Source organism: Methylophilus rhizosphaerae, assembly GCF_900100975.1.
GTDB classification, from domain to species: domain Bacteria; phylum Pseudomonadota; class Gammaproteobacteria; order Burkholderiales; family Methylophilaceae; genus Methylophilus; species Methylophilus rhizosphaerae.
The window spans coordinates 259324-272663 of record NZ_FNFX01000001.1 but is presented as its reverse complement, the minus strand read 5'-3'; the positions used below and the strand labels follow the sequence as shown (position 1 = coordinate 272663).

General features: G+C 53.9%; 15 protein-coding genes. All 15 read left to right on the top strand.

From position 1 onward, the window contains the following. Positions 1–22 precede the first annotated feature (22 nt). Positions 23–961 carry a DUF58 domain-containing protein gene (locus tag BLP53_RS01250; RefSeq protein WP_245652563.1) on the top strand — a complete coding sequence of 313 codons (939 nt, stop codon included), beginning with the start codon at positions 23–25 and terminating at the stop codon, positions 959–961. Continuing rightward, positions 958–1875, top strand: coding sequence for a hypothetical protein (locus tag BLP53_RS01245; RefSeq protein ID WP_245652562.1), 918 nt, complete (start codon positions 958–960; stop codon positions 1873–1875). Before BLP53_RS01250 ends, BLP53_RS01245 begins: the two co-directional genes overlap by 4 nt. Positions 1876–1877: 2 nt before the next feature. Then, positions 1878–2909, top strand: coding sequence for a vWA domain-containing protein (locus BLP53_RS01240; RefSeq protein ID WP_091468636.1), 1032 nt, complete (start codon positions 1878–1880; stop codon positions 2907–2909). Further along, the gene (locus tag BLP53_RS01235; protein WP_091468632.1) at positions 2906–3508 is read left to right on the top strand and encodes a hypothetical protein; all 603 of its coding nucleotides are present in this window, start codon (positions 2906–2908) and stop codon (positions 3506–3508) included. The genes BLP53_RS01240 and BLP53_RS01235 overlap by 4 nt, the downstream gene beginning before the upstream one ends. Further along, positions 3508–4587, top strand: coding sequence for a vWA domain-containing protein (locus tag BLP53_RS01230; protein ID WP_091468627.1), 1080 nt, complete (start codon positions 3508–3510; stop codon positions 4585–4587). Before BLP53_RS01235 ends, BLP53_RS01230 begins: the two co-directional genes overlap by 1 nt. 48 nt (positions 4588–4635) lie before the next feature. Further along, positions 4636–5232: an SRPBCC family protein gene (locus BLP53_RS01225; RefSeq protein ID WP_091468624.1), complete on the top strand. Its 597-nt coding sequence runs from the start codon at positions 4636–4638 to the stop codon at positions 5230–5232. Between the two features lie 24 nt (positions 5233–5256). Beyond that, the gene (locus BLP53_RS01220; RefSeq protein WP_176755177.1) at positions 5257–5625 is read left to right on the top strand and encodes a hypothetical protein; all 369 of its coding nucleotides are present in this window, start codon (positions 5257–5259) and stop codon (positions 5623–5625) included. Between the two features lie 2 nt (positions 5626–5627). Continuing rightward, entirely contained in the window at positions 5628–6023 is a 396-nt protein-coding gene (locus tag BLP53_RS01215) for a thioredoxin family protein (protein WP_245652561.1), read from the top strand. 174 nt (positions 6024–6197) lie between these two features. Then, positions 6198–7112 carry a YncE family protein gene (locus BLP53_RS01210; protein WP_091468619.1) on the top strand — a complete coding sequence of 305 codons (915 nt, stop codon included), beginning with the start codon at positions 6198–6200 and terminating at the stop codon, positions 7110–7112. A gap of 232 nt (positions 7113–7344) precedes the next feature. After that, positions 7345–8307 (top strand): beta-propeller fold lactonase family protein, encoded by a 963-nt coding sequence (locus BLP53_RS01205; protein ID WP_091468615.1) that lies wholly within the window; start codon positions 7345–7347, stop codon positions 8305–8307. A gap of 370 nt (positions 8308–8677) precedes the next feature. Then, positions 8678–10933: a nitric-oxide reductase large subunit gene (locus BLP53_RS01200; protein ID WP_091468611.1), complete on the top strand. Its 2256-nt coding sequence runs from the start codon at positions 8678–8680 to the stop codon at positions 10931–10933. Positions 10934–10959: 26 nt separating this feature from the next. Then, entirely contained in the window at positions 10960–11292 is a 333-nt protein-coding gene (locus BLP53_RS01195) for a cupin domain-containing protein (protein WP_091468607.1), read from the top strand. Between the two features lie 157 nt (positions 11293–11449). Then, positions 11450–11734, top strand: a complete 285-nt coding sequence (locus BLP53_RS01190; protein ID WP_091468604.1) for a hypothetical protein — start codon at positions 11450–11452, stop codon at positions 11732–11734. Positions 11735–11749: 15 nt separating this feature from the next. Beyond that, a complete protein-coding gene (locus BLP53_RS01185; protein WP_091468600.1) occupies positions 11750–12697 on the top strand; it encodes a YihY/virulence factor BrkB family protein in 948 nt (315 codons plus the stop codon). 260 nt (positions 12698–12957) lie between these two features. Beyond that, positions 12958–13179, top strand: coding sequence for a helix-turn-helix domain-containing protein (locus tag BLP53_RS01180; protein WP_245652560.1), 222 nt, complete (start codon positions 12958–12960; stop codon positions 13177–13179). The last annotated feature ends 161 nt before the right edge of the window (positions 13180–13340 follow it).

The following is a 13340-nucleotide window of genomic DNA, read 5'->3' as shown; positions in this document are numbered from 1 at the left end:
ATAACAGGCAGCGTCACGCAATATGGCTATTCCCTCCGTACCTCCTGTCATGACAGACCAGACGTCATATGTGCATGCGGCATTTGAACCCAGCCTGTTTTTCTACAAAACCAACTGGCGTTCAAAGTCCTACCATGCAGGCGCAACCCTGACCCCGCATCATGGCAACGGCAGCGATTTTGCCGGGTTTGCTTCATTGCTGGCTTGCCCCGACCCCAAGCGCATCGATATCCGTGCCAGTGTGCGTACTGTGCCGAGGCAGTGGCTGGTCAGGGCTTATCTTGAGCGTGCCGCTATCCGCGTCTATGCCATTGTCGATGTGTCCAGCTCCATGTTTTTTAACGGCACGGCCAATATGCGCCAGCAGGTCACGGAATTTGTATCTTCACTGGCCTGGTCTGCCACCCGTCAGGGGGATGCTTTCGGCATGCGTGCAGCCAATGACATCCCACAAGAAGCGTTGCAGGTATTACCTACCTTCCAGCCTGGTACGGCACATGCGGTGGCGCGGCAACTGACCCGCTACTGGCAGCAGCAGGAAGCGGCTGGTGATGTACAGGGCCATCGTGCCTCTGCCATGCCGGCAGTGATGGAAGCGATTGGGCCGCAGCGGGCGCTGGTTTTCCTGCTCTCCGATTTTTACTGGCCGGAAACCCTGATGCAGCAAACCCTGAAGGCTGGGCAGCCACATGATGTGATCCCCGTGATCTTGCGGGACCGGACGGCAACGGAAGGATTACCGGCGTTTGGCTGGGCAAGGTTGCGGGATATGGAAACCGGTGAAGAGCGCAGCTGGATGCTCAGGCGCAGCCTGCACCAGCAGATTGCAGCGCACGCCCGGCAGCAGACACAGATATTGAATACGAAATTTCTCAAAGCCGGCACACGGTCGCCTTTGTGGCTGTATCCGGGCTGGCGGGCTGAAGATATCAGCCGTCATTTGATGGAGACAATGACATGAGTGCCACATGGTGTCAATTTAAAGGTGTGAGGGTAGCCAGCCTGTTACTTGGCCTGGGCTTATTGTCCGGGCCTGGTTTGACCGCTGAAAACAGCAATTTCCAGGTGCGCGCTGAAAGTGCCACGCGTGAAACGGACTACACGCTGGGCAGTATTGCACGGCAGCACATCACGCTGCATGTGCCGCCAGGCTTTGAACTGGATCCCTCCAGCCTGCCGCCACCGGCACAAAATGAGGCGATTGAATTAAGGAATGCGCACTGGAAAACTCAGGATATGGCGCATGAGCGCCTGATTATGCTTGATATCGACTGGCAGATATTTGCCGCAGGCGATACGGTCAAGACCCTGCCGCTGAAGAAGCTGCACCTGGAGTTCAGGCGTGACCAGCAACGGCTGGCCGTCGATGTGCCGGCAGATAAAGTTATTGTGTCCAGCCTGTTGCCAGCGCGCATTGATGCCGAGCATGTCAAATTGTATCCCGATACACCGCTACCTGAGTGGCCGCTGGCCAGCCAGTTATGGCAGCTGGCTGGCTGGTTGTCTTTGCTGGGTATTAGCGTGCTCTACCTGCTGTGGTACTTTGGCTGGATTCAATTGCCGCAGGAAAAACGCATGCCGTTCAGGCAGGCGTGGCGCACCATTCGTCGCTTGCCGGATGATGGTAATGCAGCGCGCATGCAGGCCATGCGGCTGATCAGCCGGGCCATGGACCAGTGTGCCGGCTATGCCGTGACCATAGAAAACCTGCCCGGGTTGTTAGCGACACAAACAGCGATCGCGGCACATGCCGAGGCATTAAGGCATTTCTACCAGGAAGTGCAGCATGCCTTCTTCGCTGGCCAGCAGGCAGCCTGGTCATTAGAAGAGCTAAAACAACTGGCCAGGCGCCTGAGCCAGGTGGAGGTTTCCTGAGTATGTGGAGCGATGGCACTCAGCAGGTATTGCTGGCCTCCGGCTATGGTGAGCATTGGGGGTTGTCCCATTTGTGGCCACTGTTGTTGTTACCGCTGGCAATCTTGCCCTGGATACTGCACGGGCAAATGAATTTTCCGCATCCGGCGTTGCAAGGGTTGCCTGAAGACCCCTTGTCGACCTGGCTGGACAGGCTATGGAAAATGGCCTTGAGCCTGTTGGTCCTGTCACTGGCGCTGGCGCTGGCCGGACCATATCTCAAGTCGCAATATGTGGAAAAAGTCGGGCGTGGGGCGCATGTCATGATCGTGCTGGACCGCAGTGCCAGCATGAATGAGCCGTTTGTGAAAAAAGGGAATGTGCAGGCGCGCATGCCCAAGATGGAAGTCGCACGCAATGTGCTCAAAACACTGGTCGCACAAGGACATGATGACCTGATGGGCATGGTCACGTTCAGTACGTCTCCTATCCTGGCGGCACCACTGGGTAATGACCGTGCTTATGTGCAAGCGGCGCTAGATGCCACCGAGGCTGGCGGCATGGGGTTTACGGCCGTGGCGCGTGGCCTGGGCATGGCGCTGGATTATTTTGCCGATCAGCCGGTCACTGGCGCGCGTGCCATGGTGCTGGTATCCGACGGTGGCGCACACCTGGATGGTAAAACCCAGGATATGTTGCGAGCCATGTTTATGCGCCAGCAGGCTTCGCTGTACTGGATTTATTTACGTTCTGAAAGCGGCGTCAGCCTCAAGCAAAACCTGGCGGAAGGTGAAAATATTGATGCCTATCCCGAATATGCCCTGCATGAATATTTCCAGACCCTGAATGTCCCTTATCGCGTATATGAGGCGGAGAACCCTGAGGCGGTGATGGCGGCTGTGCGGGATATTTCCAAATTGGAAAACAAACCAACGCGTTACCTGGAGCCCGTGTCACGGCGGGATTTGAGCCAGTTTGCCTATGGCCTGGCCTGGCTGGCGGCGGTGTTGCTGATTGCTTTGTATGGATTGGAATTGAAACGGTGGCAGGCATGAATGGAAAACTGGCAGGCGTGATGCGGCGTGGCATATTGTGGGCTGGCCTGATCGTATTGATTGCTACGCTGATGCTGATCAGGCAATTGATTGAAATGTACCAGGCCCAGGTATACCGCAGTAGCCTGGAACCACAGGTGCTGATCAGGCAAAGCTTGTTTTCGGCAAACCAGACACCGCAAGCCCTGTTTGCCAATGCCGTGTTTTATGACAATCAGTTAAAACCGGAGCAGGCCCTGGCGCAATATGCCGCGCTGGTAAGCAAGGTGGGTGAAGATGACCCCTTGCGCAAACAGGCATATTTCAACGCCGGCAATCTCTATATGCGTACGGCGACGCGCCTGCTGGAGCAACGGGGCCTGCCAGCCTGGGATGAGGCAGGGCCGCTGGTTGCGCTGGCGAAAGAAAGTTATCAGAAAGCCTTGCGCATTCAGCCGGACTGGTCAGAGGCAAAGTATAACTATCATCTGGCCTTGCGCCTGTCGCCGACTAGCCATGGCATGTCAGGACCACAGCAATACGAAGATGACCAGATTAAAGCAGAAGAGCAGCCCAGTGGCTGGCCTGCCATGCCAGGTAATCCTAGGGGTATGCCCTGATGCAGCCTGGTATGGTGAGTGTTTGGGTGGGCCGCCTAGCTATATGGCTGCGCGGCTGGAAAGGGGAAGCAGGCCGGACATTGGCCTGGCGCAGGCGCTGCCTGATGCTGATGTGCTTATTGCTTACCTTGGCGCTGTTCAAACCGCACAGCATGCTGCCCAATCGCGTGTATGACTGGTATTTCGTGGTGGATATCACGCAGAGCATGAATGTGCCTGACTATGAGGTGGGCGGCAAAAGCATGAGCCGCTTGCAGGTGGCCAAGCAAAGCATACGCAAAGCCTTGTCAGCATTGCCATGCGGCTCGAAAGTGGCGTTGGGGATGTTCACCGAGCGCAATGTGGTCAATGTGGTGAGGCCAGTCGAGGTATGCCGTCATTTTGCCGCACTGGACCAGACCGTCGCCAGCATGGACTGGCGCATGGCCTGGGCGGCCGATTCATTTATTGCACATGGATTGTACAACGCCCTGGAGCAGGCACCGCAGCTTGGCAAACAGATGCGCGTGATGTTTTTTACCGATGGCCAGCAAGCGCCGCCTGCCAATCCCAGGTATATGCCTGCCTATGCCGGTAAATCCGGAGAGGTGCAGGGTTACCTGATTGGCATGGGCAAGCCCGTACTCAGCAAAATCCCCAAACTGGATGAAAAGAATGCGGTGGCAGGGTATTGGGAACAGGAAGAAGTGCAACGCTATGGCAATTTTGGCATGGCCGAAACGTTATCAGTGCTGGCCATGGAGCAGGGGCAACATGACCGTAATGCCGGGCACGGTCCTGGCAACACCTTACTGGACAATGCCCATCTGTCGGCGCTGGATGAACATAACCTGCAACAGCTGGCCGGCAGCACCGGCCTGTCTTATGTGCGGCTGGATACGGCAGCACAGAGCAGTGACTGGGCCACAGGCTTTGGTATGACCGCCTGGCGCTGGGCCGATACGGATTTAAGGCCCTGGCTGGCTGTACCCGTGCTGATGTGCTGGCTGGTTTACCTGGGGCTGACCTTTGCCGGTAGTCATTGGCTCAGGTATATAAAACAGTGCTGGCGCAAGCTCGGGCAGTTTGTCCGTGCGTAGCCATGACGGGACAGTCCCGGCTACAGATTTTATCGAGAAGGAGTAGAAATGAAAAAGTGTTTATTACTGGCTGGATTAATGCTGAGTGCGAATGTCTGGGCGCACGGCCCAACGCCGCAAAAAACGGATGAATCCATTCAGGTTGACGCAGCGGCAGAGGCGGTGTGGAAACGCGTCAGTAGTCCCTGTGCGCTGGCACAATGGCACCCGGAAGTGACGGCGTGTGAAGAAGTGAATGATAAGCAGCAGAAAATTACCCTGAAAAATGGCAAGCAGTTGTTGCAGGAAATCGACGAAGTGTCTGTGGCGGACATGACGGTGTCATACCGCTTGTCTGGCGATATCGACCTGGAAGCACTGCCGGTCAGTTCGCTCAACGGCAAAATCAAGGTGGCGGCAGAAGGCGCCAATGCCAAAGTGACCTGGATGGCACGCTACTACCGTGCCTTTACCGGCAATGAACCACCTGCCGGCCAGGATGACGAATCTGCCAAAACCGCGGTAGACGCTTTTGTCAAAGCGGGCTTGCAAGGCTTGAAAGATGGCCGCAAGAATGCCGCTGCTGGTAATAACAGTCTGCGCAATAAGATTTGCCTGAACCTGCGCCCGATCTTCAGCCGTTTGGGCATGACAACCTGCGCTTGAATATAGCGGCTACAGGCAATGGATATGCGCGTGTTCCTCTGTTTTACCGCCATGGTATCAGCCTTGTGCAGTGGCATGGCTGTCGCTGCAGATGAGGCTGAACTGGTGGTACTGGTTGAAACTGAGGATGCACTTTGCCTGGCACATGGTGGCAAGCTGGTTTCATTGCAATTAAACGAAGCCGCCATGCCTGCCCGGGACGAGGCTGTGGAAGTATGGGTTGATCGCTGGTTTATGCAGGTACAAACGGCAGACCATACCCGGCATGTATTAACCGCGGCAGATCCTGCAACAGAATTGGGGTGTTCGTATAGCATGGCCGGACCACAGCATTGGACCCTGAGTACCATCAAACGCTTGCTCCAGGGCGGAGCCGCAGCACACAAGGAATGACCATGAATACTGAGCCTATGTCATGTACCCCGGTAACCATCGGCAACCAGTCACAATTTAATCACTGGGTGACCGCCAATGATTTTCTGGTGCTGTTATTTACCGCCAAATGGTGCCATCCGTGCCAGCCATTTGCCGTTGTTTTCACTGAAGTGGCTGGCCGTTATCCGCAGATATTATTTGCCGTGGCGGATATTGATGTAGCTACCGATTTGACCGCCAATTTCCAGGTCAGGCAAGTTCCGGCTTTAATGGTTATTCGTGAGCGCGTGGTGGTGGATATGGTGACTGGCGCCATGCATGCTCATGAGCTGAATCACCACGTGCAAATGTGGCAGGCCCTGGACATGGCGTCAATGACGGCACATTTCGAGCAAAAAATGACCGCCGGCAAATGAAGGCAGGACGCGCATCCCCGATCGAGTATGTACCGTCATGCCTTTCCAGGGCAATTCTCCTCTGTGCAACAGGTGGCAGCAATGAAAGGAGGGCGATTGCGATCTATCTGGTCAGGCATGAATAAAGTGAGGTTGCCGGGATTGAGGGCTTGGCTATGTGTGCTGGGAATAAGCATGCCGCTATTGGGGCAGGCAAGCGGGAGTGCCTATATCACCAACCAGGGCGAAGATACGGTCTCGGTGATCAACCTTGAACAGCAGCGGGTAACCAGCACCATCAAGGTGGGCAGGGCACCGGTGGGTGTGGCAATCGATCACCTTCACCAAAGGGCTTATATCAGCAATGTCGAGGGCAAGTCGTTGTCCGTGATCGATATGGTGCGCCAGCAGGTGATTCAGACGATTGCCTTGCCAATCTCGCCGGTCGGCATCACCGTCAATCGTAATGGCGACCGCTTATATGTGGCTGACTGGTATCACGACACCATCCTGATCATCGCCGCTGACGCCGGGACCATCATGGCCAGGGTCAAAGTTGGCCAGGCGCCAGGCGGCTTGCAGCTGAGCCAGGATGGTGCAACGTTATATGTCGCCAATCGGGATAGCAATGATATCAGCGTTGTTGATACGCAATCCGGCAAGGAACTCAGCCGGGTCAATGTCGGGCAGCATCCGTTTGGACTGACGTTAAGTGCGGATGGCAAACAGTTATTCGCTGTCAATGTGTATTCAAATTCTGTCAGTGTGGTAGATACAGCAAGCAATAAAGTCGTGCATACATGGACGGTTGGTGACCACCCTTATTGCGTGGTAGAAGACAGTGCCGGGCAGCGGTTGTTTGTGACCAATACCGGTGAGGATACTGTCAGCGTGATCGACCTGGTCAGCCAGAAGGTGATGCGTACCATACGTGTGCCAGGCACGCCTGAGGGCATTGCTTACGATACCGTGCACCAACAGGTGCTGGTCGCTAGCTGGATGAAGAATGTACTGGCCGTGATAGATGGGCAAAGCTTGAATGTGAAAGCATCCATTGCCGTAGGTTCACAACCGAGAGCTTTTGGCCAGTTCATCGGAAGCCTGCCCTGAGGTTTTGTTAGGTGAACAATCCTGGTACCAGGCACCATCAAAGGAGGGATGACCTGGCGTTGTCGGGAGTTTTTCCCAATCATATCGGGAAGTTTCTCGCTATAGTTTTGAAAAACAAGCGACTACTATGCATCTGTCATTTAAATTTTAGATTTAACTGATTTGCATAAGATCTATCTCCATACGGCCAGTTGTTTGTAACAACTGGCCAATTTTTTTTGAAGGATTCCCTATGCAAGGCAACCTGCGATATACATTGACCGCATGTGTATTCACCCTCTTTTGTTCCTCTGCATTTTCCCAGCCAATGGCGTATGTCCCGAATGAAAAAGATGGCACGGTATCTGTCATTGATACCGGCACAGATGAGGTAGTGAAACAATTGCCAGCCAATGGCAGGCTGGGCAAGAAAATCCAGGCAGTTGCCATCCACCCCGCTAACCAGAAACTGTATGTGGTCGTGCGTGATAAAAACGCAGTGGCCGTCGTGGATACGGTACAAGGCGTGCAAACTGCCTTGATTAAAGTCGGCGATGAGCCTGAGGGTATCGATATTTCACCGGATGGAAAGCTACTGGCCGCTTGCCTGGAAGAGGAAAATGCCGTGGCACTGGTAGACCTGCAAACCAATCAGCTGAAGAAAACCATCGCGACCCAGGGGCGCAATCCTGAGCATTGTGTTTTTTCACCTGACCAGCAATGGCTGCTGGCCAGTAACGAGAAAAGTAATAATGTGGATGTGATTAACCTCACCTCGTTCAAGTCCGAGCATTTGGTCGCCGCAACCAAGCATCCGCGCGGGGTGGCTTTCAGCCCTGATGGCAAACTGGCTTATGTTGCCAATGAAGCTGCCAATTTGCTGGAAATCATCTCTACCGCAAGCTGGAAGGTGGAGGCAACGGTCAGGGTGGGTTTGCGGGCCAACGGGGTGGTCGTGAATGCGGATGGCAGCCGTGTCTATGTCAGCAACGGTGGCGACCACAATGTCAGTGTGATTGATGCTACCAGTCAGCGCATCATCGCCACGGTCGCAGTCGGAAAGCGGCCATGGAATATGGCGCTGACACCAGATGGTAAAAAGCTGTATGTGGCCAATGGCCGTAGTGATAATGTGTCCGTGATTGATACCCAAACAAATACCAAACTCAAGGATATTGCCGTAGGAAAACTGCCCTGGGGCGTCGTTATCCGGTAAGTGTCATGACAGGAGGATGGTTGAGAACCTGTCATGAGATTGGTGTGAGCAAACGAAGAGCGCACTGCAAGGCTGGCCATGCAGGCCTCTTTGCGCAACCGGCCAATTAGAAAAAACAAAAGAGGATTTTTAAGAACCAGCTGTTCAGCTGGTTTTTTATTTCCCGCTCCATTTTTCTTGCCCTGTAAGTTGGGCCACCACGTCAAGATATTCTTCTTGCCGTGTTTTGAATAAGTTTGATAAAGATCAAATAATCCATAAACAAATACTTCAACCAAGTATGCGCTGCCTCGTTCCGCCTGTGATTAGTGCTATAGTTTCCAGGCAGTCTCGAGCGTGATCATCCAAACTCAATAATAAGGGGAAACATATGGGGGCGTATAAAAAGCTTTGGTTTATCCTGATCGCTGTCCTGATCGTCACTTTCACTATCCTCGGCTATTATGGGTCCGAGATTTACCGGTTCGCACCTCCGGTGCCGGAGCGGGTGAGCAGTGCTGATTCCCAGGTATCATTTAGCCGGGAAGATATTCTTCAAGGGCAATCTTATTGGCAATCCGTAGGCGGGATGCAGCTAGGCTCTGTCTGGGGACATGGTGCTTACCAGGCGCCTGACTGGACTGCAGACTGGTTACATCGTGAACTGGTGGCATGGCTGGACATGGCTGCGAAGGACGCTTTCCAGAAGCCCTACAGCGAGCTGGATGCCGTGCATCAGGCTGGCCTGCGTGAGTTGCTGAAGCAAGAATACCGCAGTAACCGGCTGGATGCGCAGGGTGTATTGCAACTGACGCCCAGGCGTGCGGCAGCGGTGCAGCAGGCGGCGGCTTATTACGATGCCTTGTTTTCCGATGCGGCGGCGCTCAAGCAGACACGCATTGCATTCGCCATGAAGGACAATACTTTGCCAGCGGCTGAAAGCCGGCAGAAACTGGCCAATTTCTTTTTCTGGACAGCCTGGGCCGTAGCGACTGAGCGCCCTGATGGCAAGGTGACTTATACCAATAACTGGCCGCACGAGCCGTTGATCGGCAACCAGCCGAGCAGTGAAAATATTTTGTGGTCCATGGGCAGCGTGATCTTGTTGCTGGCAGGGGTCGGTTTCCTGATCCTGGGTGCCTCTATGCTGCGTAAAGAAGAAGCAGATTTGCCGGTCACGGGCATGCTGGACCCGATTACCACTTTAGTGCTGACACCTTCGCAACGGGCCCTGGGGAAATACCTGTTTATTGTCGCCGCGCTGCTGGTGTTCCAGGTCATGATTGGTGGTTTTACCGCGCATTACACCGTAGAAGGCCAAGAGTTTTACGGGGTGGATGTTTCCCAGTGGTTTCCTTATGCATTGACACGCACCTGGCATATCCAGAGCGCACTGTTCTGGATCGCAACCGGCTTCCTGGCGGCAGGGTTGTTCCTGGCCCCGATTATCAATGGCGGTCGTGACCCGGCTTACCAGAAACTGGGTGTCAATCTGCTGTTTGTGGCCTTGCTGATCGTAGTGGTGGGCTCTTTCCTCGGCCAATATACGGCGATCGCCAATCTATTGCCGATCCGGTTTAATTTCTGGTTCGGCCACCAGGGCTATGAATATATAGACCTGGGCCGTTTCTGGCAGGCTGCCCTGTTTATTGGCCTGCTGCTGTGGCTGGGGTTGATGCTGCGATGCATGATCCCGGCACTTAAAGTGCCTGCCGGCGATAAAAATCTGCTGGCCTTGCTGACGGCATCGGTGATCGCCATTGGCCTGTTCTATGGTTCCGGCCTGTTTTATGGTGAGCATAGCAACCTGTCCGTGATGGAGTACTGGCGCTGGTGGGTGGTGCATTTATGGGTGGAAGGCATTTTTGAAGTGTTTGCAACGGTTGCTCTGGCCTATGTCTTTCTATCGCTGGGACTGGTTTCCCGGACAACGGCGACCGTGACCAGCCTGGCCTCTGCCTCATTGTTCATGATAGGGGGCGTACCCGGCACTTTCCACCACTTGTATTTTTCGGGCACCACGACCCCGATTATGGCGGTGGGTGCCAGTTTCAGTGCACTGGAAGTGGTTCCTTTGCTGGTGCTGAGTTATGAAGCGTGGCATCATTGGCATATACACACGCGGGCTGCCTGGCTGAATAACCTGCGCTGGCCCTTATGCTGTTTTGCTGCAGTCGCGTTCTGGAACATGCTGGGTGCCGGCGTATTCGGTTTCCTGATTAATCCGCCGATTTCGCTGTATTACATCCAGGGGCTGAATACCACGGCCGTGCATGCCCATGCGGCACTGTTTGGGGTGTATGGTTTCCTGGCGCTGGGTTTTACCTTGCTGGTATTACGTTATCTGTACCCACAGGTGGCGTTTAACGAACGGCTGATGAAAACCGGCTTCTGGGCGCTGAATATTGGCCTGTTGCTGATGATCTTCACCAGCCTGCTGCCCATAGGTTTCCTGCAGTTCCAGGCCAGTGTCAGCGAAGGTCTGTGGTATGCGCGCAGCGAGGCTTTCATGCAGCAACCGCATATGCAAACGCTGCGCTGGGTTAGGACGTTTGGTGATGTGGTCTTTATCATCGGGGCCGTATCCATTGCCAGCCAGATTTTGCTGACATTGTTCAGGCGCCCGGCGTTGCAGCGAAAGACTTGATTTCTTGACCTGAATGGAGGTGGCACATGAGTATCCAGCATTTTGCACCAGGCGATATTATCGACATCAGCCCTGTGGGCGGCAATCTGGAGGCGACGGCTTCTGCCACCTTGATCCGGGAAAATCATATTGAAGTATTCCGCTTCGTCCTCAAGTCAGGCAAGTCTACCCCGGAGCATACCGCTGCCGGGGACCTGACCATACAATGCCTGCAGGGCGTGGTGGAATTGACCATGCATGGCCGCGTACAGGTGCTGGAAGCCAACCAGCTGGTGTACTTGAAAGCGGATGATGCGCATACGGTCAAGGCGCTGGCGGATTCTGTGTTGCTCATCACGATCCTGTTAAGGCGGCAATAGGTGCTGGCCGCTATCGCGGTCATATCTGACAGCGAAATACGCGATAGGCTTATACCGCCTGCTTCTCCCTCTTTGTATCCTGTAACGGCTAATGCCTGCATCGCAATAGCGTGTGTTTGTGCAGGCATCCTTCCCAGTTTCATGTCAGGAGCTTGCCATGCTTTCAGAATTCGGAGCACCATTGTTTGCAAGTCACGGTTATACGCTGCACGCGTTATATATCAAACTTGCCCCGCAAACATTTACGCAATGGGGTTATCTCGTCCAGCACCCCGATGAAACCTTTGCCGTTTTCAAGGATAAAACCCAGGGGCTGCAATATCTGGATCAGGTATTAAATGGCACAAACGCCGCTGAGCCACCTGTGCCAGCAGCGGAAAAGATACTGCAGGAAGATATGGTAACGTCGCCCAGTACATCTGCCCTGATTACCACAGATTGACAGGCTTAATAAACGATGCCGGTCAAACAGGCGTGGATATTTATCAAGAGCGTATTCCGGTCATGGAACGATGACCATGCCCAAAGCATGGGCGCAGCGCTGGCGTATTACACACTGTTCTCGATTGCACCATTATTGCTGATCGTCATTGCCATTTCCGGCATCGTGTTCGGGCCGCAAGCGGCGCGAGGAGAGATTCTCGGCCAACTGAACAGCCTGATGGGCGAGCAGGGTGCACGCGCGGTACAGGCATTGCTGGAAAGTACCAATCAACCGACAGAAGGCGTTGCGGCCACCGCGATAGGCATGGTGTTGCTACTGGTCGGCGCCACCACCGTCTTCGGGGAGTTGCAAGATTCGCTGGATAGGATCTGGCGGGCGCCGGTCAGGGATAATAGCGGTTTGTGGAGCCTGGTACGTGCCAGGCTGTTATCGTTCGGCATGATCATGGGTATCGGTTTTTTACTGATGGTGTCACTGATTTTCAGTGCCGGCCTCTCTGCCATGAATAAATGGTGGTCGCCGGTGTTTGCGGACTGGATGCTGATTGCTTCTATTGTCAATGTTGTATTCAGTTTTTTACTGACAACCGGCATGTTCGCCATGATTTACAAAGTTATGCCGCGTGCCAGTATCCGCTGGAGTGAAGTGTGGACAGGCGCTGCCATCACTGCCGCCTTGTTTACCGTGGGTAAATGGTTGATTGGTATTTATATCGGCCGTAGCGCTATTTCCAGCAGTTATGGCGCGGCAGGCTCGCTGCTTGCATTGCTGGTCTGGATTTATTATTCCGCACAAATCTTCCTGCTGGGCGCAGAATTTACCTGGGCCTATTCGCATTTTTTCGGCTCACGCAAAGGCAAGCATATGCTACCGTCGCTGGCAAAGCGTGCGCCAGAAAACGAAAGGTCAACACCTGTCCCGGACAGTCCGCCAGCCAAAGTCACGCGTGCCAGAAAGTAGCATCGTGTGCAATTCTTCCTGCCCGCTGAAATAAACTGCGTTTAATCGCCGGATTTCATAGGATTGTCATTTTATACATTATATAAAATTGTATAATGTATACCTGCTTCTCCTGCCACTGGCCTGCTTGGTTGATATGCATCAAGGGCAAAGCGGGGAGCTACGTTATGCTGGCTATCTGCCCTCAACCATGACCTGCATGAGAGGGTGTGGTCATTGAATATGGAAAAAATGTGATTTACGTTGAACTAAAGTCGGTGATGTTACAAAAACAATTGGCGTGGGGCAGGACCATCACTGTCACGGAAATAGCGGATGCCAGCGGTATCAGCCGCATGACGCTGCACCGCATGTTAAAAGACCGCGCTTATAACGCCAGTACCGATCATCTCAATAAGCTCTGCGCATATTTGCAATGCAGTTTGTACGAGCTGGTGCGATGGGAGCCTGACCTGCCGGTATTGCAGGAACAAGTTGCCTGAGCGCGCTTGATGCTCTCTCAATAACCGTCATCGCAGCCCTCAGGGACATTGTTTACGGCAATGTTGCCGGTGACTTTAATCTTCTGATCTCGCACTATCACGCTCTGCATTGAGAGGAAGTTTCCCGTGTTTTGAGCTTGGCCGCGGCTTTCCTGGCTATT

Bases quoted from the DNA above. Each gene is read 5' to 3' on its own strand.
- BLP53_RS01200 (WP_091468611.1), top strand. From the start codon at position 8,678: ATGGGGGCGTATAAAAAGCTTTGGTTTATCCTGATCGCTGTCCTGATC.
- BLP53_RS01250 (WP_245652563.1), top strand. From the start codon at position 23: ATGGCTATTCCCTCCGTACCTCCTGTCATGACAGACCAGACGTCATAT.
- BLP53_RS01235 (WP_091468632.1), top strand. From the start codon at position 2,906: ATGAATGGAAAACTGGCAGGCGTGATGCGGCGTGGCATATTGTGGGCT.
- BLP53_RS01225 (WP_091468624.1), top strand. From the start codon at position 4,636: ATGAAAAAGTGTTTATTACTGGCTGGATTAATGCTGAGTGCGAATGTC.
- BLP53_RS01220 (WP_176755177.1), top strand. From the start codon at position 5,257: ATGCGCGTGTTCCTCTGTTTTACCGCCATGGTATCAGCCTTGTGCAGT.
- BLP53_RS01215 (WP_245652561.1), top strand. From the start codon at position 5,628: ATGAATACTGAGCCTATGTCATGTACCCCGGTAACCATCGGCAACCAG.
- BLP53_RS01185 (WP_091468600.1), top strand. From the start codon at position 11,750: ATGCCGGTCAAACAGGCGTGGATATTTATCAAGAGCGTATTCCGGTCA.
- BLP53_RS01190 (WP_091468604.1), top strand. From the start codon at position 11,450: ATGCTTTCAGAATTCGGAGCACCATTGTTTGCAAGTCACGGTTATACG.
- BLP53_RS01205 (WP_091468615.1), top strand. From the start codon at position 7,345: ATGCAAGGCAACCTGCGATATACATTGACCGCATGTGTATTCACCCTC.
- BLP53_RS01230 (WP_091468627.1), top strand. From the start codon at position 3,508: ATGCAGCCTGGTATGGTGAGTGTTTGGGTGGGCCGCCTAGCTATATGG.
- BLP53_RS01245 (WP_245652562.1), top strand. From the start codon at position 958: ATGAGTGCCACATGGTGTCAATTTAAAGGTGTGAGGGTAGCCAGCCTG.
- BLP53_RS01210 (WP_091468619.1), top strand. From the start codon at position 6,198: ATGCCGCTATTGGGGCAGGCAAGCGGGAGTGCCTATATCACCAACCAG.
- BLP53_RS01180 (WP_245652560.1), top strand. From the start codon at position 12,958: ATGTTACAAAAACAATTGGCGTGGGGCAGGACCATCACTGTCACGGAA.
- BLP53_RS01240 (WP_091468636.1), top strand. From the start codon at position 1,878: ATGTGGAGCGATGGCACTCAGCAGGTATTGCTGGCCTCCGGCTATGGT.
- BLP53_RS01195 (WP_091468607.1), top strand. From the start codon at position 10,960: ATGAGTATCCAGCATTTTGCACCAGGCGATATTATCGACATCAGCCCT.